The sequence below is a fragment of the Enterococcus sp. 2201sp1_2201st1_C11_2201SCRN_220225 genome (assembly GCF_040925905.1).
GTDB classification, from domain to species: domain Bacteria; phylum Bacillota; class Bacilli; order Lactobacillales; family Enterococcaceae; genus Enterococcus_C; species Enterococcus_C asini_A.
On sequence record NZ_JBCOJC010000043.1, the window covers coordinates 1 to 20,242 of the forward strand.

The 20,242-nt window shown below is 40.2% G+C and carries 23 protein-coding genes and 1 tRNA gene; 9 read left to right on the plus strand and 15 right to left on the minus strand.

Features of this window, described 5'->3' with window-relative positions:
- On the plus strand, positions 1 to 296 hold a 296-nt coding region (locus AB5754_RS10515), incomplete at its 5' end, for a hypothetical protein (protein WP_368259587.1).
- Between the two features lie 161 nt (positions 297 to 457).
- On the opposite strand, the gene AB5754_RS10520 is transcribed toward AB5754_RS10515, so the two are convergent.
- The gene (locus AB5754_RS10520) at positions 458 to 1,390 is read right to left on the minus strand and encodes a haloacid dehalogenase-like hydrolase (protein WP_368252096.1); all 933 of its coding nucleotides are present in this window, start codon (positions 1,388 to 1,390) and stop codon (positions 458 to 460) included.
- A 76-nt stretch (positions 1,391 to 1,466) separates the two neighbouring features.
- Here AB5754_RS10520 and AB5754_RS10525 point away from each other — a divergent pair.
- Positions 1,467 to 1,540, plus strand: a tRNA-Arg gene (locus AB5754_RS10525).
- Between the two features lie 36 nt (positions 1,541 to 1,576).
- Here AB5754_RS10525 and eis read toward each other — a convergent pair.
- The 11 genes from eis to sfsA all read right to left on the minus strand — a co-directional run bounded on the left by eis (position 1,577) and on the right by sfsA (position 11,899).
- A complete protein-coding gene (eis, locus tag AB5754_RS10530; protein ID WP_368252097.1) occupies positions 1,577 to 2,758 on the minus strand; it encodes an enhanced intracellular survival protein Eis in 1,182 nt (393 codons plus the stop codon).
- Between the two features lie 46 nt (positions 2,759 to 2,804).
- The gene (locus tag AB5754_RS10535) at positions 2,805 to 3,218 is read right to left on the minus strand and encodes a DUF3284 domain-containing protein (protein WP_311833243.1); all 414 of its coding nucleotides are present in this window, start codon (positions 3,216 to 3,218) and stop codon (positions 2,805 to 2,807) included.
- Positions 3,215 to 3,403 carry a DUF3188 domain-containing protein gene (locus AB5754_RS10540; RefSeq protein WP_311833242.1) on the minus strand — a complete coding sequence of 63 codons (189 nt, stop codon included), beginning with the start codon at positions 3,401 to 3,403 and terminating at the stop codon, positions 3,215 to 3,217. Before AB5754_RS10540 ends, AB5754_RS10535 begins: the two co-directional genes overlap by 4 nt.
- A 25-nt stretch (positions 3,404 to 3,428) precedes the next feature.
- The gene (locus AB5754_RS10545) at positions 3,429 to 3,647 is read right to left on the minus strand and encodes a hypothetical protein (RefSeq protein ID WP_311833241.1); all 219 of its coding nucleotides are present in this window, start codon (positions 3,645 to 3,647) and stop codon (positions 3,429 to 3,431) included.
- Positions 3,648 to 3,740: 93 nt separating this feature from the next.
- A complete protein-coding gene (locus AB5754_RS10550) occupies positions 3,741 to 5,171 on the minus strand; it encodes a PTS transporter subunit EIIC (protein WP_311833240.1) in 1,431 nt (476 codons plus the stop codon).
- A gap of 104 nt (positions 5,172 to 5,275) precedes the next feature.
- The gene (locus AB5754_RS10555) at positions 5,276 to 5,596 is read right to left on the minus strand and encodes a PTS lactose/cellobiose transporter subunit IIA (protein WP_311833239.1); all 321 of its coding nucleotides are present in this window, start codon (positions 5,594 to 5,596) and stop codon (positions 5,276 to 5,278) included.
- Positions 5,597 to 5,622: 26 nt separating this feature from the next.
- A complete protein-coding gene (locus tag AB5754_RS10560; RefSeq protein ID WP_311833238.1) occupies positions 5,623 to 5,946 on the minus strand; it encodes a PTS sugar transporter subunit IIB in 324 nt (107 codons plus the stop codon).
- A 145-nt stretch (positions 5,947 to 6,091) separates the two neighbouring features.
- The gene (locus AB5754_RS10565) at positions 6,092 to 8,803 is read right to left on the minus strand and encodes a sigma 54-interacting transcriptional regulator (protein WP_368252485.1); all 2,712 of its coding nucleotides are present in this window, start codon (positions 8,801 to 8,803) and stop codon (positions 6,092 to 6,094) included.
- A 60-nt stretch (positions 8,804 to 8,863) separates the two neighbouring features.
- Positions 8,864 to 10,129 (minus strand): DEAD/DEAH box helicase, encoded by a 1,266-nt coding sequence (locus AB5754_RS10570; RefSeq protein ID WP_368259588.1) that lies wholly within the window; start codon positions 10,127 to 10,129, stop codon positions 8,864 to 8,866.
- An 8-nt stretch (positions 10,130 to 10,137) separates the two neighbouring features.
- Entirely contained in the window at positions 10,138 to 11,151 is a 1,014-nt protein-coding gene (locus AB5754_RS10575; RefSeq protein WP_368259589.1) for a Gfo/Idh/MocA family protein, read from the minus strand.
- Positions 11,152 to 11,167: 16 nt separating this feature from the next.
- Positions 11,168 to 11,899, minus strand: a complete 732-nt coding sequence (gene sfsA, locus AB5754_RS10580; protein WP_368252060.1) for a DNA/RNA nuclease SfsA — start codon at positions 11,897 to 11,899, stop codon at positions 11,168 to 11,170.
- A gap of 194 nt (positions 11,900 to 12,093) precedes the next feature.
- Between sfsA and AB5754_RS10585 the strand changes: the two genes are divergently transcribed.
- From AB5754_RS10585 to AB5754_RS10595, 3 genes are all read left to right on the plus strand, one after another.
- On the plus strand, positions 12,094 to 12,450 hold the full coding sequence (locus AB5754_RS10585; protein WP_368252061.1) for a DUF4828 domain-containing protein: 357 nt from the start codon (positions 12,094 to 12,096) through the stop codon (positions 12,448 to 12,450).
- A 114-nt stretch (positions 12,451 to 12,564) separates the two neighbouring features.
- The gene (locus AB5754_RS10590; RefSeq protein ID WP_311833232.1) at positions 12,565 to 12,711 is read left to right on the plus strand and encodes a hypothetical protein; all 147 of its coding nucleotides are present in this window, start codon (positions 12,565 to 12,567) and stop codon (positions 12,709 to 12,711) included.
- 217 nt (positions 12,712 to 12,928) lie between these two features.
- Positions 12,929 to 14,233 carry a serine hydrolase gene (locus AB5754_RS10595; protein WP_368252062.1) on the plus strand — a complete coding sequence of 435 codons (1,305 nt, stop codon included), beginning with the start codon at positions 12,929 to 12,931 and terminating at the stop codon, positions 14,231 to 14,233.
- Positions 14,234 to 14,293: 60 nt separating this feature from the next.
- Here AB5754_RS10595 and AB5754_RS10600 read toward each other — a convergent pair whose 3' ends face one another.
- Entirely contained in the window at positions 14,294 to 14,779 is a 486-nt protein-coding gene (locus tag AB5754_RS10600) for a GyrI-like domain-containing protein (protein WP_368252063.1), read from the minus strand.
- Between the two features lie 182 nt (positions 14,780 to 14,961).
- On the opposite strand from AB5754_RS10600, the gene AB5754_RS10605 reads away from it, so the two are divergent.
- Entirely contained in the window at positions 14,962 to 16,179 is a 1,218-nt protein-coding gene (locus AB5754_RS10605; RefSeq protein ID WP_368252064.1) for a YdcF family protein, read from the plus strand.
- A gap of 47 nt (positions 16,180 to 16,226) precedes the next feature.
- On the opposite strand, the gene AB5754_RS10610 is transcribed toward AB5754_RS10605, so the two are convergent.
- The gene (locus AB5754_RS10610) at positions 16,227 to 16,730 is read right to left on the minus strand and encodes an HD domain-containing protein (protein WP_368252065.1); all 504 of its coding nucleotides are present in this window, start codon (positions 16,728 to 16,730) and stop codon (positions 16,227 to 16,229) included.
- A gap of 109 nt (positions 16,731 to 16,839) precedes the next feature.
- Positions 16,840 to 17,607, minus strand: a complete 768-nt coding sequence (locus AB5754_RS10615; RefSeq protein WP_368252066.1) for a TrmH family RNA methyltransferase — start codon at positions 17,605 to 17,607, stop codon at positions 16,840 to 16,842.
- Positions 17,608 to 17,754: 147 nt separating this feature from the next.
- Here AB5754_RS10615 and AB5754_RS10620 point away from each other — a divergent pair, with 147 nt between their 5' ends.
- From AB5754_RS10620 to AB5754_RS10630, 3 genes are all read left to right on the plus strand, one after another.
- On the plus strand, positions 17,755 to 18,030 hold the full coding sequence (locus AB5754_RS10620) for an acylphosphatase (protein WP_368252067.1): 276 nt from the start codon (positions 17,755 to 17,757) through the stop codon (positions 18,028 to 18,030).
- 111 nt (positions 18,031 to 18,141) lie between these two features.
- Complete coding sequence (gene yidC, locus AB5754_RS10625) at positions 18,142 to 19,080, plus strand: membrane protein insertase YidC (protein WP_311833225.1); 939 nt, start codon at positions 18,142 to 18,144, stop codon at positions 19,078 to 19,080.
- Positions 19,081 to 19,149: 69 nt separating this feature from the next.
- Positions 19,150 to 20,091, plus strand: a complete 942-nt coding sequence (locus AB5754_RS10630; protein WP_368252068.1) for an AEC family transporter — start codon at positions 19,150 to 19,152, stop codon at positions 20,089 to 20,091.
- Positions 20,092 to 20,242: the final 151 nt, after the last annotated feature.

Here is a 20,242-nt window from a genome sequence, read left to right on the forward strand (position 1 = left end):
ATACCAGTCAGTTAGCAAAAGAAAAACAAGTTCAAGACCTGATTTGGTCTCAGAAACCCTTAATGACCTCAGAAGAAATCGGCGAAGTCTTAAAAACCGCCCAACAAAAAAATCGCCCCATCGTTTTACAAAAAGAAGAATTAGATCAAGAAGGACATTATCTGCCTGATATAACTGGGAACGTTCAGGGCTTTGATGAATTGGGAATTTTTGTGGCAAATGAAAAGGTTCATTACGATGAAATTCGCCATATCGCTTTAGGGCAACAAAAAAAATGGAGTGATCTTTCCTCATAAAGCTTGTAGCAGTCTTCTTCTAATTGAACTAGCTCCAACACAAAAGGCGACGCTCTTCCATTAAGTAACCTTGGAAGATCGTCGCCTTTTCAAACTTAAAATTGCATACCTTAGCTCTTAACCGTTAAAACCACTGATCACCGTTTTTATTTAGAATGATACTAGCGATTAATCGATTGCGCACAGCGATACAATGTATGACGCATACCACGAATGGCAATGGACATTTCAAAGATATTTTCTGCGGGAGCTAACCCACCATAACCAGCATCCCCAATATGTTGAATATCCACACCGCAAGTTTTTGCAGTCAAGGCAATTTGGCGTAGTGTTTCTGGCCGAGCACTTTCTTGACTGGTACCAATAGCCGTCATGGTCAATAAATCTCGCTCTTTGGCAAACTTCACAGCTTCAATTAAATCGGTTTCCAAAAATCCTTGAATGGTGCCTACTGCCGGCAGTAACAAAACATCTGCGCCAGCTTTCGCATACGCTTCAATGGCTTCTTTTGTCACTACTGGTTCACTGGAGCCTGCACTGTGCATTTTGCCGGCAATCACCATGCCAGAAAAATGTTCTTTGGCAATTTTCACTGCTTGTGCAATGGCCTCATTGGTTACACCAGTTCCGGGATTGCCAGTAAAACAAATAAAATCTACGCCCATCTCTTCAGCTTTTTGAATCGTGGCCACAGAACTAGTACGGCCAGCAGAAATTTCTACTTTTTCACTCATCAAATCACTATCTTGGGCCACTGGTTCTAAATTAATACCAATGGGACGACCTGTTAATCGTTTTAAAATCGGAAGCGGATTTTCAATTTTTTCATCCGCACCGAGAACCCGGTCAAAAGGAATCCCTGGTACTCCCATAACAATGGGACGGAAGCAGTCAAAGCCATTTAATAAAATCAAGTCCGCTCCAAAGGCTTTCGCTACTTCTGCATTGGTCAAATCTCCTGCTTGCGGCATGGCGCCTACCACATTTTCTACACAGATGGTGCGGCCTTCACTAGCTTTAATCGCTTGTTTTAATTCTGGGCCTTTCATCTTAGCTACTTCACTAGGTGTAGCACTAATTAATCGCTTAACCATAAAACTTCCTCCGTTTTTACTTGCTAAAGAATTTCAATCACGTTAGAATGGGTGTTGCATATAAATAATAGCTGTTGTCCTCGTACCTCAGTAGGATAGAGGGTTCGCCTCCTAAGCGAAACGTCGCTGGTTCGATTCCAGTCGGGGACGTCTGACGCCTTTCATTTGAAGGGCGTTTTTTGTTGCTTAAAAATAATCTTCTAAGATTGGTTTTTGATTAGGCACAATCTCCTTCAAGTCTTCTAGAAGATTTTTATCCATCTTTAAAAAGTCATAAGCTAGCAACACTTCTGGAGTCAAATAGCCCATAAACAGTTGAGTGAATCGTTGAATTGTTAAGCTAATTGTGGGCAGCACAGTAGCTTCTACCTGCTTTATCCCCACATCAGCCCCTTGTTTTTGAAGCTCAAAGATTCCTTGATTCCAAGGTGCATACACATCATCGGTAATTTCAAAAGCAATGCTTTTTTTCAAATTCTGAATCTTTTTAGAGGCTTTTAAAAATCTTTTTACATCCACTACCCGTGCCATCATCTCAGGCCGTACTCGAAAATGCGTCATGGGATTAGTCGCTAAAAATTGCAAATTATCGCCATCGAAACCGACATCATACACGATTTTTGCCACTGAGCCTTTGTGAGAAGCTACAAAACGATTCAATCCAGAAAAAGCTGCTCCAGTTAGCCAACTCCATTCAGCAATGGTAAAGATTCCAGGCGCTAGTAAATACACTAGATATCCTTGGGCTATTCCTTTTTCATCGTAATAAATGGCGTATTGATAGTCTTTGCGCAATGGAAATTTAAATCGTTCCCACCAACCTTCCCGCACCAAACCGCCTTTATGATGTTTGGGAGCTTTTTGATAAACTTCTTGGATGGCTCCTTGGGCCTTTTCCCAAGAAAGACGCTTCACTTGGCCAGCTGTTTTTGCTGAATCTGGCCAATCAATAGATGACACTTCATAGACAGCTCGCTCAAAGGTCAATTCATAGCCATAACGACGATAGAAAGAATAAGAAAAAGGTGCTAAATAAGATAGAGTCACCCCTTCCTCCCGACAGTCGGCTAATAACTGTTTCATAATTCGATCAATTCTTCCTTGGCTACGATATTCCGGATAAGTAGCCACAAAACCGATTCCCGCCATTACATGTCGATCCCCAAAGAGATCCACTTGAAAAGGTGTCGCCATTACTTGACTAGCTAAATCATCATTTTCATCAAAAGATCCGTAATTCCAAGAATGTTCTGCTAAGGACGTGAAGCGTTGGACATTTCGCTCTGAAAGCTCCCACTGAAAAGCATAAGCCACAATATTCAACATCTCTTCCAAAGAATCACTGGTCATTTTTCGTACATCAGACATTTATCATTCACCTCATTCAATAAAAAAAGGCGTCTTTACGACCCCTTTAATAAGATTCTTCAATCATTGTCAGCATCTTTTTAAAATGCCGCTTTTTAAACATCCCCATGACAATCCCTAAAACCATGTCATTCATCTGCTGCATAAAACCAAAGGACTTCATAGTTTCCGTGTACGAAACTTTACATTTTTGATCACTGATTGGTTCAATATCGTACCGGGCAACAAAGTCATTTTTCGTAGTAGATGTTTTAAACTGATAGGTTTGATTTTCAACAACTTCATCAATCTTTATCTTCGCCCGGCTATTTTTTGAAAATGTTTTAACATATTCAAAATTTTTCAGCTGTTTGCGAGTCAGATCTTTTCCGGTTGCTTGACGCACATCAAAAATCACCGAATCAATTACTTTGTCATAGAAGAACGCTGCGGGGATATTTAATGTTTTTTCGATTTTCATGACGATTTGCCTCCATCTTTTAACTTTGCTTTTTTGGCAGCTTTGCGAACCATTACAATGCCTGCCACAATAAAGGTAATTCCAGTCACCAGACTTAGGAAATCCCAATTCATATTCGTTGCATCTGTACTGAGTAGCGTGATCACAAGTCCCACACTACACAATCCTAGCCCCCATCTATCCATTGTCATCATTCCTATCTTTCAAAAGTTATGCTGGGACGGATTGGAAATATAAAACAGAACCCCAAGGTTGAGCCTTGATCAAAGCTTTGGCTTTTGCGGCTGCTTCTGTTGGGTCGCCTGTTACGTCAAACATCATCTTAATGCCTTTTTTCTCTTTAAAAGTATAGGTGAAGTCTCCTTCACTGTAGCCTTCTAGCAATTCTTTAATGGCATCTTGTTGCATTGCGCTGGAAATTGAAATCATGATAAATCCTCCTTTTGCTTATTAGTATAAACGAAATCATAAAAGAAAGAAACCGCTCCCGCCTCAATGGACGGGGCAGTTTCTAAAAAATACTTATTCGCCGCCTTCTTGGATCTTGTTCGCAGAAATAACGAACGGTACCCAGATGAAGAAGGCTACAACCATACATACTAAGGTTACAATTGGTGCCCGCCAGTCCATAGTTGCCAAGAATGACATTAAGATTGGAGGAACTACCCAAACTACTTGTTGCGTAACTGGTGCTACCAAGTGCAAGGTAGTTGCAAAGTAACCAATCGCAGTTGTTACTAATGGTGCTACGATGAATGGAATTACCATGATCGCATTCAATACGATTGGCAAACCAAACATTACTGGTTCATTGATATTGAAGATACCAGGTCCAATTGACAATTTCGCAACGGTCAAGTAATCAGCCCGTTTTGAGAAGAAGAAGATTGCCAATAAGAGCACCATCGTACCACCGGAACCACCAAACATGGTGTACACGTCAAAGGAACCCCGTACCCAGTAGTAAGCTTTGCCGTCTTCAATAGCGGCATAAATTGCATCCAAACCTTTCAAGCCATCGTAACCATTTTGGTAAATGTTTACGTTAGACAATTGGGCAACACCCCAGATTCCTTCTAGAACCGGTGCCATTACATTGGTACCGTGAATCCCGAAGAACCAGAAGATTTGAATAAACAACTGAACGATAACTAATGCACCGAAACCTTGAGACAAGCTCAAGAATGGTTCCGCAATAAACTTCTGAATCAAATCAATCAACAATTGACCGTCAGACAATTTACCAACTACAAAGTTGATAATTGCTACCACGTACAAAGCAATCGCTGCTGGTAAAATAGCGGCAAAGGCTTTTGATACTGCTGGAGGCACAGAGTCTGGCATTTTAATAGTGATATTTGCCAACATCAATTTTGCGTAGATGATGGTTGCCAAAGCACCGATAATCATAATTGTAAAGTAAGCATTGGCATCTAAGTGACCTAGTTTTAACCAGCCCCATAGACCGACACTTAAGTTGTTGCCATCAACTGTGGCACCAATACCAGCATCGTTGATTGCTTGTGCTACATCAGCAGGTACATCGACACCCAAAGTAGCAGAATTTGAAGGGCCAAAAGAAATCCCTTGCAAGAATGCTGCTAAGGCAACGATACCACCGGCTAAATCATTTACTTTGTAAGCCCGGGCTAAGTTATATCCCCAAGAAAAAGCAAAAATCAAACCGGCTACGGCTAATGTACCATTCCATACATAACCATTGACACCAATAATTTCGCGAATCACTGGAATCGAATTTCCATCGTACCCGTCAATAAACTGTGTCGGTAAATCACGAATAATTGCATTGATCATTACGGCGACCGCACCGGCCATTGTTGCTGGCATTGTACCGATAAAAGCGTCACGGAGAGCAACTAAGTGTTTTTGCGCACCGATTTTCGCAGCTACCGGAAGGATGTGTTTCTCCATCCAAGCTGTTAATCCATCCATTTTTATCCTCCTATGAAACGTATTTTTATATGAAAGAATAGCTTCTTCATATCAACCTAATAAAACACGAAGACCAACAATCGTGTTTTGGGTAACACTTTTCATTAATCTGCATTAATCCGACGATACAGAGCAATGATTTCTTTTGCCAAATCAGTAAAAGCAATGGCAGTCATCAAGTGGTCTTGGCTGTGTACAGTGAGTAAGGTTACTTGTACGTGATCCCCTTGAGCTTCTTGCGTTAACATACCAGTTTGAGCGTGGTGTGCTTCTGTTAACGATTTTTCTGCATCAGCGATTTTTTGATCTGCTAAATCAAAATCGCCTTCTTTCGCTGCTTGAATCGCTTCCATTGCGTCGCTCTTGGCATTCCCACCATACATGATTAAGCCCATGATGGCTTCTAAATTTTGTTGATCTTCCACGATACTTCCTCCTCTTTGACTGCCTTTTATTTACCGGCAATCAATTTTTCCGCTTGTTCTAAAACTTTTTCGCCGTTCATCATGCCATAGTCTGCCATATTGATCACATCCAAAGGAATTCCTTTAGGTGCCAATTTTTGTTCAAACTGGGCTTTCATGAAACGAACTTGTGGGCCTAAAAGTAAAACGTCTACATTTTTTTCTTCTAAGCTATTGTCCGCATCAGATGCCGAAACTGCAAAGATATCTGTTTCCATACCTTTCTCTTCGGCGGCTTTTTGCATCTTCGTCACCAACAAGCTCGTACTCATCCCGGCGGAACAAACTAACATAATTGTCTTTTTCGCCATTTATCCCTCACTCCTTTCTAAGTTTTTTTACACTTAATTATAATGCAAGAAGCGTGCCAACTTTATTTCCCATAAAAAAAGAGCAAAACCTCATCAAATCAAGGTTTTGCTCTAGACCGCTCACTTACACACTACACTTTTAGTGTTACACACTAATTTTCTGTGTAAATGGGGAAGCTTGAAGTTTGTTTTCTAACAACATTTGAGTAATAAATGCTATTTCGTCTTCCGGGATTTCAATGTGATACTCTTTTTCCAAAGGCATTAAGTTAGTGGTTACTAAATCATTCTCAATGCGGTATTTCTTGCTAAAAGCGGCTAGATTAGCAAACTTTCGCGTTGGTTCCTTTTTCAGTAGTCCTTCGATTAAAAAGGCGATATGAATCAACATCCCGCCTTCCACACTCGGCTCGACCACTGCATGGATTTGTTCTTGAATGGACTGAAGGATTTGTTGTAATTTGCCCATTAAAATGGCAACATCAGGTATTTCTGTTAAAGTATTGGTTAAAGAAGACACAATTTTACTAATCGGTACTTCATCAGAAATAACTCGTTGCACCAATTTAAGTTGTTCATTGTCAAAAACTTCATAAGCGGAAAAGAAAGGAATATTTTGATATTGAATTTCCACCGTACCGCAAATCGCTTTAATTTCATATTCTTCTAATAATTCATCAATATGCTGGATAAAGACCCCGCGTTCGATAAACTGCATTTGAATGATTTCTACTTCTTCTTGGTTGACGATGGGTTCAATCCGTTGAAAGAGCTTGTGGGCTACTCCTTCACCCGTAAAGCAAGTCACCACCACCGCTTTTTTTAGTTTGCTGACGCCTTGATGAAGCTGACCATTTTCTTTAATAATCGCTCGGAAAGATTGGCGGATATTTTGATAAATGTCCTCTAAGCTCCGGCCCGCATCAGCCATTCGCAGTGCTTCTACTACAATCATCGTACTAGTCATCGAAATAGCCTTCGTGCGAATACCGGTTTCTTTATAGATTAAATCAGCGAAGGAATTTAATGAGCCCATATCCGTTAATAGCAACAAACCATTGTTTAATTTCTCTTTATGCAACAAGACATAATCCAAAAGTTGACGATACATCTCTTGGACTTCCATATCCAAGCGCATGTTCATCCCCACACCACTTTTCGTATCTAAAAGCTCTTGAGCAGCTTCTAGCATGCTGGTAGCAGTGAGCTTACCATGCATTAAAACCACTACTTCCACTCTTTGTTCCGGGGTGTCTGTTACACACACTTGAATGGATAAAAACATACTGATAAAGCCGATTTCATCAAAGGGAATCTCCACGTGGCATTCCTCTTCTAAAATCGTGGACAAATCCAAAGCCACTTGAAATTCTCGCTTCAAGTTTTTCCGGACATTATTTAAATCCGGATGGACAATCGTGTGGCCGTCTTTTAAGCGCTCAATAGTACTTTGCAAATGCAAGGCAAAAGCAAAGCGTGCTTTGGCATTAAAGTGGCGATCCAGGCGTTGTTCTGCTAAATCGTAAAGTTGATTGGTCAAGCGCCATAAATCAGGAGGCAAGAGATCTTTGTGAATGGAGTGTTCTGCAAGTTGTTCTACATAAGTTTCAAAATAAGCCGTAACGTCTTTTAAAATTAAGTTTTCCAGATCAATACTTGCCACCCCGGTTTCACTAAGGTTGGTGACTTTTTCTTCAATGGCGTTGTAGACTTGCATATTTCGTTGGGGATCTTGAGACCAGACTACTTCTTGTTCTCCAGGCTCAAAACTTAAATATTCCCCTTTTCCTTCTAAAAACTGGTCCAAAGGTTCTGCCAGCTCTTTTACTTTCAGCAAACCTTTTTGCACTTGTAAAGAACAATCATCTTTACGAATCAATAAATCTCGCTCTTTGTGGGTTCGGTAATGTAAGAAGGCTTTGGCACAGACAAGCTTTAAATCTCGCTTCACTTGGCCAATATTTCCCTCAGGATCATAAAGCATAAAAGCAATGATGGCATCTTTTTCCACTTGAATCCGTTGACTTAGCCGATTTGCCTCTTGCTTAATAAATAGAGTAATAATTTCATAACGCTCATCTAACATGCGTTCTGACAGACTAGGCATCGTCACTGAAACCGGAATTCTCCGTTTAAAAGTTGCCAAAAAATTATCTGAAGACTCGGTAGTGGCACCGATAATCTGAACGGAGGCTTCATAAGTCTGGACACTTTCCCCTAAAGGCCGATAACTGCCCTTATCAATAAAAGTAAAGAGCATCTCTTGTCCTTCTGGTGGCAAGCGATGAATTTCATCTAAGAACAAAATCCCTCCATCCGCTTCAGCAATCAAACCGGGACGGTCCGCTTCTGCTCCTGTGTAAGCACCTTTTTTAACTCCAAAAATATGCCCAAACAGCAACTGCGGATTTTGAGCATAGTCCGCACAGTTAAAAGATACAAAGGGCGCATCGGGAGCAATGGAATACGAGTTTAAGGCAAACTGATACATACACTCGGCAAAAAGTGATTTTCCCGTGCCCGTTTCGCCAAAGATAATCGTATGTAACCCCCGAGGCGGATATAAAATGGCGGCCTTGGCTTGTTGCACGGCAACTTTCAAAGACCCATTCTCGCCAACTAAACTATCAAAGGAAACGGCGGAGGAAACATCCACATGAACTTCTTCTTCCGTCAAAGGCTCATAGATTACCGGGCGACCACTAGTCTTTTTGATTTTCTTTTCCTTAGCCAGTTCATTGAGGTAGCGGCTAGCGTTGCTTCGATCCAGACCTAATAATTCACCGATTTGAACCGCTGTCATTCCTTGCTTCCGGGATTCTATTGTGTGTAAAATCTCTTCTTTTCGGGAATTCATAATCGACTTTCTCCTCATTCCTTTTTCTTCATATAGTAATATTAACACAAAAAAAGGCGCTTAGGAGCGCCTTTTTCCTTTTGTCTTTGGTTTTCCAGTAGTTGCTTTTTTTGGCTTTTTAACAATTTTTTTCTTCGGTGAAGTGGTCTGGTAATCACTTGTTTTTTTCCTTGGTGATCCAGCCTGAGAAATCCCGGCTTCTGACGTTTTTTCTGGGTCTTCTTTTTGAAAATGGCCTGCATACAAAAAGAGTTCTTCTGCGGTAAGGTTTGCTTCCTTCAATAGTTTTTTGAAGTCCTTTTCTTGATGGTCACCAATAATCGTCACCACACTACCCGTTTTGCCCATGCGTCCCACTCGACCAGCTCGATGCAAGTAGCTCGCTGAATCCACTGGAATTTCTGCATTTACCACTAATGACAGTCCTTCAATATCTAATCCTCGGGCAGCTACATCTGTACTTAATAAGCTGCACTTTCCTTCACGAAAAGCGGCTAACCCATGTTTTCGCATCATTTTTCCTTGATCACTGGCTAATGATGCCACCGGTAATCCATGATACAAGAGCTTTTCTTCCGCAGCCCCTAAATCGGCAACTTGATTAAAAAAGATCAAAAAAGGTTGTTCTTCTTGATTTAAAATACGGCGTAAGGCATCAATTTTTTTGCGCAGTGGATATTTCAAATAATAGTGGCTCGTCTTTCCTTTACTGCTATCAGTAGCCGTTACATCCACTACTGTTACTGGTTTTGGAGTTAAGGTTTGAATTTTAGCTAACACCGCATCCGCAGTGGCAGAAAAGAAACTCAACTGACAATCCCGATTTAAGTGTTTTAACAGACGTAATAATAAAGGTTCGCCTCCTTGGCCTAATATCTGATCTACTTCGTCCACTACTAGACTTTGGATTTGATGGGCTTTAAGTTTGCGACTATCCATTAATTCCACCAATCGACCTGGCGTACCTACCACTATTTCTGGACGAGTTTTCAGCTTTTCCTGTTGCCGTTTAACATTGGCACCGCCGATTAAAGAAACCGTCTTTAAGCCGATATCTTGCCCCCAGTTACGGGTAACCGTGGCTACTTGCATAGCCAATTCTTGAGAAGAAGTGACAATCATCAACTGAATCCCATGACTAGGCTTCACCTGTAATAGTAATGGCAAGAGATAAGCGATGGTTTTCCCCGTACCAGTAGGGGAAATCCCCACTACCGCCTCTTTATTTACTAATGGTTCAAAGACTGCTGTTTGAATAGCGGTTGGATCTGAATATTCCTGCTGCCAACGTTTTTGCCAGCTTTCAGGGAATTGTGCTAAGTTCATAGTTTTCCTCATTCTTCTTTCATATTACGATCGCCTTCAAAGACGATTCCTGCTTGTTGCCGCAGATGGTAAATAACTTCATTGACGTTGCGAGACAGCTCTACCCATTCCTCATAGCGTAAGCCCAATTTAGGATCATTAGGTTGTTTAATAATCTGAGCAAAGTTCCGCGCTTCTTCTATCATGGGATTTTCCAAAGAAGTAATTGGCAATTCTTTGGTTTCTCCTGTCCTTCGTTGATAAAAATGAGCTTCTTCAAAAGCATTGATCCCACTCAAACGCAATGTACCATCAGTTAAATAAATTTCAGAAGGCAAGAAAGAATCCGCAATCTTACCTTGTTGGATGGTAACATCAAACAAATCGTAACGCAAGATGATCGTACCCATACCATCTACTCCAGTAACAATTTTTCGAGCAAAGTAATAAACTTCTTGAGGCATCCCAAACCAGCCTAGGGCCGCATACAAAGTATAAATACCTAAATCCTGTACAGAACCGCCGGAAAAACGAGGCGAAAAGATATTTGGCTCCTCACCTGCCAGAACTTGATCATAACGAGAGGAATACTTCATATAAGTAAAGTTGGCTCCTAAAATTTGGCCTTTCACCGGTAAAAATTCACTGATCGTAGTAAAGGCCTTCTCATGTAAATTACGAGCTGCTTCAAAATAAAGTAGTCCTTTTTGATTAGCTAACTCAATGATTTCCGCCATTTCTTTTGGGTTAGAAAAAGCTGGTTTTTCTACAATTACGTATTTACCGGCTAATAAAGTCGCCTTTGCTTGAGAAAAATGCAAACTATTGGGTGAAGCGATATACACCACATCTAATTCACCTGCTAAAAAGCGCTCCAAATCCGTTTCATAAAAGATTTCTCCCGAGTATTTCCCGCCGAATTCTTGGGCGGTGGCTAATTTTCTAGAGTAGACTCCTTTAAGTTCGTATTCCCCCGTGGCAATTGCTGCCTCCACAAATTGATGACTAATCCAGTTCGTGCCAATTACGCCTAATGCAATCATTTGTTACCCTCCTTTTTTATGGTTGATTTGGATCCACAAAAGGATAAGCCAAATCAAATGGTACTCTATTTTTTAAAGTGACTTCGCCTGCACTCACCTGGCAATTATAAGCCAAAACTTCCACTCCAGCTTGCTGTGCGCTAGCAATCGCTTTTGTTAAGCTAGGTTGCATTTGACTGTGAATCGTAGCCAAGTGAATGTGTTCAAATTGCACAATAAACAAAATATAGCTGGTAAATCCTTCTTTTTGGCTATCTATAAGCTCTAAAACGTGTTTTTCTCCCCGCAATGTGGGGGCATCAGGAAACGCGCCAATCCCTTGATTTTCCAAGGTCAACCCTTTCACTTCTACAAAGCCTTTTTGCCCTTTCGTAGTTTCATAATACAAATCAAAACGAGAGTGTTCAAAACTCACTTCTCGTTTAACAAAAGAAAGTTCCCCTTCTTGCTTTGGCAAAATGATTTCTTTGTGTAACAAACCTTCATAAGCAAGTAAATTAGGAAGTTGGGAATCAATATTAATCCATTGATCTTGTTTTTTTACCGCGACGAGATCATAAGCCGTCTTGCGTTTGGGGTTGGGACAGTAATCTAAGCTCACCCACGCTCCTGGCAATAAAATTTCCTTGCCACGACCCGTATTTTTCACATGGACTACAACTTCTTGACCATCTAACAGTTGCGCTCTAGCCACAAAGCGATTGTCTCTGGCAATAAAGCGGGCCAAGATACTATTTTTATAATTCATTTTTTCACCTATCTTATCTAAAGTGTTTGAAAAGTTCCCACCGTCTAAAAAACAGTTTATCTATCACGATTGCTTCTCGTAACACCATAGTCCTATCATCCCGTAAAAAACTTTTAAAATCAACCCTAAGACTGAGGAACTAGCAGAAAAACAGTGCTATACTATGAGACATTCAAGAACTTGAGGTGACCAATATGAAAAAAAGATTTCCTTTATTATTAGGACTTTCACTTGTAACCGGTGCGATTGGATCTTTTGTGGTAAAACGTCGGCAACCAGTCGTTAAAGATTATTATAAAGATTATATTGGACAGTGGGCTTACCAAAAAAGTAGTCAACATCGCCCTGTGACTATCACTGTCACTCCCGAATACAAACTGCTCTTCCAAGATCAAGTAGAGCCTGTTTCCATTGTGGAATTAAGTCCTCAACGCCTTGTTTTTTTGGATCGTCTTGGTTATTCCATTATTTTTGAAAGAAAAGGTGGGCAACTGTCTTTTTTTGATGAAACAGAAGGACATAGCTATCCACTGAGCCGAATTGAAGAATAAAGAACCTTTTGTTCGTTTCTTTCATCAATAACTGGTATAATAATTTATGTAGAGATGTATTCGTTTTCCGTAGCCAACATCATTCACTTGCTTGATTAAAAGGAGGTCTTTTCAATGTTTATGACATTTATTACTTTATTTTCACTTTTAGGACTTTTACTTGTTTTGGGAATCTCCACTTATGCAGTCTTCCAATACGTAAACAGTGAATCCCAAATGGAAAAAGTTCCTGTTCGCATTCGTGACGAACACCGTCGCTAAGTTCTTACTACTTCAGCTAAACATTTCATTTAACTACCGCAAAGTATTTGCGGTAGTTTTTTTATAGCCTTTGCTTCACAACTTATAACTAAAACCAAGATACGACTAACCTTTTTTATTGTTAAAGTCCGTTAGAAATCATTGAATGTGGTGGTGAACTTTGCTAAAATTTGTTGTTGAATGCACCATATGTCGATACTACTAAAGGAGTTTCATTATGACCAAACGTTTTCGTGTACTGATTACCACCATCTTTACCTTGGGATTTCTCTTTTCATTACTCCCCACTCAAACCGTTCAAGCAGCCGAAAGTAATTTCAGTGTAGCTAGCAAAGCAGCCATTTCCGTCGATGCTGAAACGGGAAAAATCTTTTATGAACAAGATGCCGAAACACCAATGGGTATCGCTTCAGTGACCAAGATTATTGGTCTATATATTGTGGAAGAACAAATCAAAGAAGGAAAAATGACTTGGGAAGATCCTGTGACGATTTCTCAAAGTACCGCTGATCTTTCTGTTGCCCCTGACCTTTCCAATGTTGCCTTAAATGCTGGTGAAGATTACAGCGTAAAAGAACTATTCCACGCGAGTCTGATTGCTTCGGGTAATGCGGCCATCGTCGCTCTAGGAGAAAAAATTGCCGGTAGCGAACCAGAATTCGTAGATATGATGAAAGCCCAAGTGGAAGAATGGGGCATTACCGATGCGACTCTAGTCAATGCTTCTGGCTTGAACAATGCCTATTTAGGAGACAATCTTTATCCTGGAAGTGCCGCTGATGCAGAAAACTTAATGTCTGCAAAAGACGTGGCAATTGTCGCCCGTCATTTAATTCAAGACTTTCCTGACGTTTTAGAAGTCAGCAGTACCCCTACTGAAGTCTTTGCAGAAGGCACTACTTCAGCTGTAGAAATGGTCAATTGGAACTGGATGTTGCCTGGCTTTTTAAATGAAAAAGAAGGCGTGAACGGTTTGAAAACCGGGACCACCGATTTAGCCGGTGCTTGTTTTGTGGGAACCATGACCAAAGACAACCAACGAATTATCACCGTCGTGTTAAATGCCACCAACCATGCAGAAGATCCCAGTGCTCGTTTTGTAGAAACTAGCAAATTAATGGACTACACCTTTGACAATTGGAAACAAGAAGAAATCTCAACTAGTGGCAGTCAAATTCCTGATTTGAAAACCTTAACTGTAAAAGACGGAAAAGAATTAAGTGTCAAAGTCTCCCTAGCTGACCCGGTAACACTTTGGGTACGAAATGACATGGACAAAACCAAGTTGACCATCACTCCAGAATTAAACAAAGCTGCGAAAGATAAAGAACTAACCGCTCCCGTTCAAAAAGGTGCGGAAGTCGGAAAAGCAACCGTAGCTTTAGCCGAAGATGATTTAGGTTACTTGGATAACACTTCCATCCCAACCAGTGCCATTCACACAAATACTAAGGTAGAAAAAGCCAACTTCTTTGTCATCACTGGCCGTACTATTAAAGAATTTTTCCAAGGATTATTTTAATCACTTTCTCTAGGAAATAGTAAAACAGGACATTCCCATAAACGGGAATGTCCTGTTTTTTTAATTCATGGCAATCGGAAAATACAAAACCACTTCTCCGGGACCAAAATCTGCTTCATAATACTCTTGTACTGCGGCTACTAATTGCAATCCTTCTGTAACCATGACCTCGTTAAAAACTTTATCCATCGTGGCAGCTAATGTATCTTCATTGGTTTTCACAGTTAAATATTCCATAGCAGGTATTTCCCACCGTGTCCAACCTAGTGGTGTTGACGTATCACTCGGTACTTCTAAGCCTGCTAAGTAGCGCCCTACTTCTTGCCACGGTGCTAACCAGCTGGAAGTGTCACTCATTAAGCCCCAGAGATGTAATTCTGTCATCTCAGAAATCGGGACTACCTCACCTAGCTCTTCAAAATGTTCATTGGTCAACTGCCATAATGGCGGCACCCAAGAAGCCCCTTCTTCTGCCAAACCTTCCCCCACTTTCCCAATTACCGTAAATGCAGGGTAGTGGATTCGTTCTACCACGCCAAATTCCATTTCATCACGACCTTCGCTTTTCTTTTATTGTAGCTGAAAAATGACAATTCGAAAACTGAAGCGATACAAGTAGTAAAAGATATTTTTCTTTGTCTGTATCTCCTTTAAACCGGTGAAAAATCTCGAAATTTGCTATACTAGAAGCAGTACCAAAGAATGACTGTCACAAAGGAGTTTTTTCTATGTCCAATATCGTACCTGGCATTATTTTCATCATTATTTTTTTCATCGGTCTAGTAGCTGTACTTTTCTGGCGTAAACAAAAAGAAGTTCCCAATCGTTTCTTTTTTAGTGTGATTTGGGCTTTGGCTAGTCTTTTTATCTATTTGACCATTATTGAAATTCACAAAGGAAGTTGTTTTATTTTAATTCCATTAGGTTTTTTTGCACTTTGTTTAGGCATGTATTTTTCTGGCAAGGCGCGTTTAATAAATGGGTTCTTGTTTAACTGTTTCGTTTTAATCTTTGGAGCCTATTTAGTTTACAACGCTTATTTAACCCAAGATATTATCGTAATTGGTTTATTAGGTTTGGCTTTGCTTTTATTTATTCTAACCGGGATTTTTGGTTTAGCTACTTTAGTAATTTTCCTCTATTTAAATGCGGCAGTGGTACTCAAAAAAGAACGTCGCTCGTTACCGAATTTACTGACTTTGCTTTTGGCTATCTTTTTAACGTTTGTGCTGATTTACGATTACTTTATCGCCCAAAACTTACCCATCTGGCTGACCAGTTTACTTTCTGGCGTGCCTTTAATTCTAGTCTACTTCATCATTACCTTTTTAAACTTTTTGACAGTCTCTATTTTGTATCAATTCAATCATCCCCGTTACCAACAAGACTATATCATTACCTTGGGAGCGGGCTTAATTGAAGGCAAACGAGTTACCCCTTTATTAGCCCGGCGGATTGATACGGCCATTAGTTTTTATCGGCGCCAAAAGAAATATGGGAAAAAAACTGCCAAACTGGTTATGTCTGGGGGACAAGGCGCAGACGAGGCAGTCAGTGAAGCTTTTGCCATGAAGGAATACGCCCTAAGCCAAGGAATTCCAGAAGAAGATATTTTATTGGAAGATCAATCTACTAATACTTTGGAAAACATGCGCTTTTCAAAAGCCTTAATGGAAAAGTTAACACCCAATGGCTTCAAAGCCATTTTTACCTCCAACAACTACCATATCTTTCGGGCAGGAATTTATGCTAGACAAGCTCACTTAAAAGCAGATGGTCTAGGTGCAAAAACTGCTTTGTATTACTTGCCCAATGCCTTTTTAAGAGAGTATATTGCAATTTTGATGATGCATAAAAAACGCCACATTGTGGTTGTAGCATTGATTATGGGAATCACTATTATGGCTACTTTACTTATTTTGATAAGTAAATTCTTAGCAAATTAAACTTCATTAGTAAAAGAGGCCGAAGCATCTGCTTCGGCCTCTTAGTATTAGACTGATTGTTTTTTAGGAAACCATTGATGCCATTTACTACGCAGATTTGCAGACATCGGTGCCGAGGCTTCTTTAATGGCACAGTATTTGTCCACCATGGTCACAATATAGCTTTCCTTGTATTTCGGCGGAGTAATGGTTGCTCCCCACATGTGTTTTAAGATGATATCCCGTTCTAAATCAGAAAGCTCCGTAATCTTTTCAGCATTTTTTATAGCAATCCGCGGGTGCATATAAGCATGACTACCTTCGTCAAACTTTGTCGTACGCCAATCATAGTAAAATAAGTCATGCAAAAGTCCGGCACGTGCTGTCGCCCGGGCATTGCAACCCCATTTTTTTGCTAATTGATAGCTGTAATAAGAAACGCTTAATGAATGCTCCAAACGAGTGGAGTTAACGTGTTGTGTATAATTGGCTAATTTTTGGACAGCTTCTGTCGCTAATAAATCTTCAACATAGCTCAAATACTCAGTATCCAGTTCCCATTTTTCGGTCATATATGAATAAGCCACCTTTTTTAGGTTGAATGTACTTTTTGTAACTGGATACAGTATAGCACCACTCTCCTGGAAAGCGGTAACTCTTGTTTAGGATTTAACAATAACTTTAAATTTTGCTACGAAAGTGATACATCAAGATCCCTGCTGCTACACCGACGTTTAATGATTCTGCTTGACCATAAATGGGAATATAGAGATTGCCATCCGTCATAGCCAATAGTTCTTTTGCTACTCCTTGGCCTTCATTGCCCATAATTAACGCTACTTCTTCTCGAACGGCTACCTTTTGAAAAGCCTTTGCTTCTTCATTAAGCTCGGTGCCATAGACTGGGATAGCATTCTTTTGACAATGAAGAATTACTTCTGACAAAATTCCTGAAACTACAGGTAAATGAAAATGACTTCCTTGCATGCTGCGAAGAACTTTCGTGCTGTATAAATCTGCGCAACCTTCCCCTAAAACTACTCCGTCAAAACCTGCTGCGTCTGCGGTGCGCACCATAGTGCCCACGTTTCCCGGATCTTGCACTCGATCCAAAAGTAACCAACGTCCTTTCGTAATCTCCTGATTAACTTGAGGCTTTTGGATGACCGCGATAATTCCTGGAGGCGTCGGTAAATCAGATAAACTTGCCATCAGTTCTTCTGTGATTAAATACTGTTCACACCTTTGACACGCTAACCAATCTCCCCATTCAGTGGTACCTTTTTCAGTAAGTAAAAGCATTTCGATTTCTGCTTGAGCTTTCATCCCTTCTTCTACTAGATGAAACCCTTCAATTAAATAGCGGTTTTGCCGATCCCGATATTTTTTTTGATGTAATTTTCGTAGTTCTTTGATCAATGAATTTTTACTACCTTGGATTTCTTTCATACTCTTTCTCCTGTCTATGGGCTTCAGCCAAATTATAGCATAGATAGCTTAGAGACTCTTGTTGGGAAATCAAAAAAACGGTATCATAAATAAGAAAGACTAAATAATCCATGAAGCAAAAAAGTGAGAATAAAAGGGGGGTTCCTCATGAAAAGTGTCCGAATGAATGTAATTGGCCGGGTTCAAGGAGTAGGGTTTCGCTATTTAACCAAAATGGAGGCGGACCAGTTAGGTGTAGTTGGCCGAGTGTGGAATGAAGCAGATGGCTCAGTATCCATTGAAGCTCAAGGAGAAGCGGCAGTTATGGAAAAATTTATTACCATTATAAAAAACTCACCTTCTCCTGCAGGCAAAGTGAGTCAGTTGACCATTGAAGACATCCCTCCCTTTGAAGCGACGAATTTCCAAGTCACTTATGCTTAAGAAGGCTAGTTTTAGCCTTCTTTTTGACTTTTTCGTGAATTCATTGAAATCTGGGGGCTTTTTTAGTATGATTATTCTTGTGTAAAATTCAATAAGTAGAGGAAGAAACCCATGAAGAAACTCAAAAATTGGCTGCTAGGTTCTGGCATGCTGATGTTATTGCTCTTTTTATCCGGCTGCGTCAAGATGAAATCCGACGGCACTCCTGATACCACTAGCTTTATGTATAAAATCTTAGTTGCTCCTTTAAACAGTCTCCTAGAAATTCTAGCGGACTTAGTAGGTGGCCCAAATCAATATGGGTGGGCGATTATTTTAGTCACATTGATTGTGCGCTTTGTCATCTTGCCATTAGGGATTCATCAATCTCGGCAAACCATGGTTCAATCAGAAAAGATGCAATATATCAAGCCCCAGTTAGATGCCGTTCAAGCTAAATTAAAAGCAGCTACTACTCAACAAGAACAAATGGCTGCTCAACAAGAAATGAATGCTGTCTATAAAGAAAACGGTGTGAGCATGTTTGGTGGCATGGGCTGTCTGCCTCTGTTGATTCAAATGCCGATTTTCTCAGCCTTGTATACCACGGCCCGCTACTCTCCATTGTTAACAAATGCTAGCTTTTTCGGCATTGACTTAGGCCATCCAAATATGATTTTTGTGGTTCTTTCCGGGATTTTATATGCTTTACAAAGTGTCATCAGCATGATTGGCATTCCTGAAGAACAAAAGAAACAAATGCGGATGATGTCCTTTGCTTCCCCATTGATGATTGTCATGTTCTCCATTGGGGCACCAGCCGGAGTTACCTTGTATTGGGTGGTAGGCGGTTTTATTGCTTGTCTGCAAACCTTTATCACCAACGTTATTATGAAACCGCGGATTAAAGCCCAAATTCAAGAAGAAATGAAAAAGAATCCACCAAAAGTTGTGGTTACCCCACCGAAACAACAAGTGGAACGCAAAGATGTTACCCCTGAAGCAAAACCTAAAAATCGGAATGCCAATGGTGGAGGCCGAAACGCCGGAAAACAATCTAGGAAAAAATAAAAATTTAGCCTCCTGTGACTCGCTCACAGGAGGTTTTTCAATTCATTACAATTGAGAGGAGTCCTTTATATGCTACAAGCCTATATTAATATTTTTGCTATTTTTGCTCTGATGTTTCTCGGCTATTATTTATCTTACAAACAGTGGTTCAACAATCAAGTAGCTGATGTTTTTTCGAAATTAGTGTTAAATTTAGCTCTCCCATTCAATATGTTTTTAAATATGACGGAAAATTTTTCTCGCTCAGAATTTCTCTCATTATTTTCTGGGATGATTATTCCGGTAATCTCTATGTCGCTGACCTTTCTTCTTAGCCTAATCTATCGGCGCGTTTTTCACATTAAAGACAGTCGCAAAGGCGCATTTTCTACCATGTTTACCTTTTCCAATACGATTTTTATCGGTCTGCCCATTAATCTGGCTATTTTTGGTGAAAAGGCAATCCCTTATGTCCTCTTGTACTACATCGTCAATACGACTTTCTTTTGGACCATTGGCATTTACACATTGGCTCAAGATAATCCAGAAATTGAACAAACGCGAATTACGTTTCATCCTTTAGTCTTGATAAAAAAGATTTTAACGCCAGCTTTAATGGGCTTTATTATTGGCCTTTTATGGGTGTTGACCACCAAACCGGTTCCAAGCTTTTTACAAAACTTCGGTGGCTATTTGGCAGATTTAACGACCCCACTATCCATGTTTACCATTGGTATGATTGTCTATAGCAACGGTTTAGCAAACTTAAAGTTTAATCGAGATATTCTAGGCGTCTTAATCGGCCGTTTTGTGATTTCTCCTTTAATCGTCTGGGGACTGGGTTTTCTCTTTCCCGTTCCAAGTTTAATGCTCAGCGTTTTTATGATTCAATCAGCCATGCCTGTACAAAACTCGATTCCCATTTTGGCCCGTAATTACCACGGCGACGAAGACTACGCCGCTTCTAGTTTGGGGTATTCGGTCTTGTTGTATATGATTTATATCCCTTTGTTATTAAAGGTTATCTTATAAGAAAATGATTTTATAAAGCCGCGCCCACTGCTTATCCAAAGAATTGTAAATACAAAGTAAGCTCAAGTAAAAATGGGACCGTGACATAAGTATTCCCTAAATGATAAACAACGAACATTTAATTTTTATTGATAAAAAAGATTCGGATGAT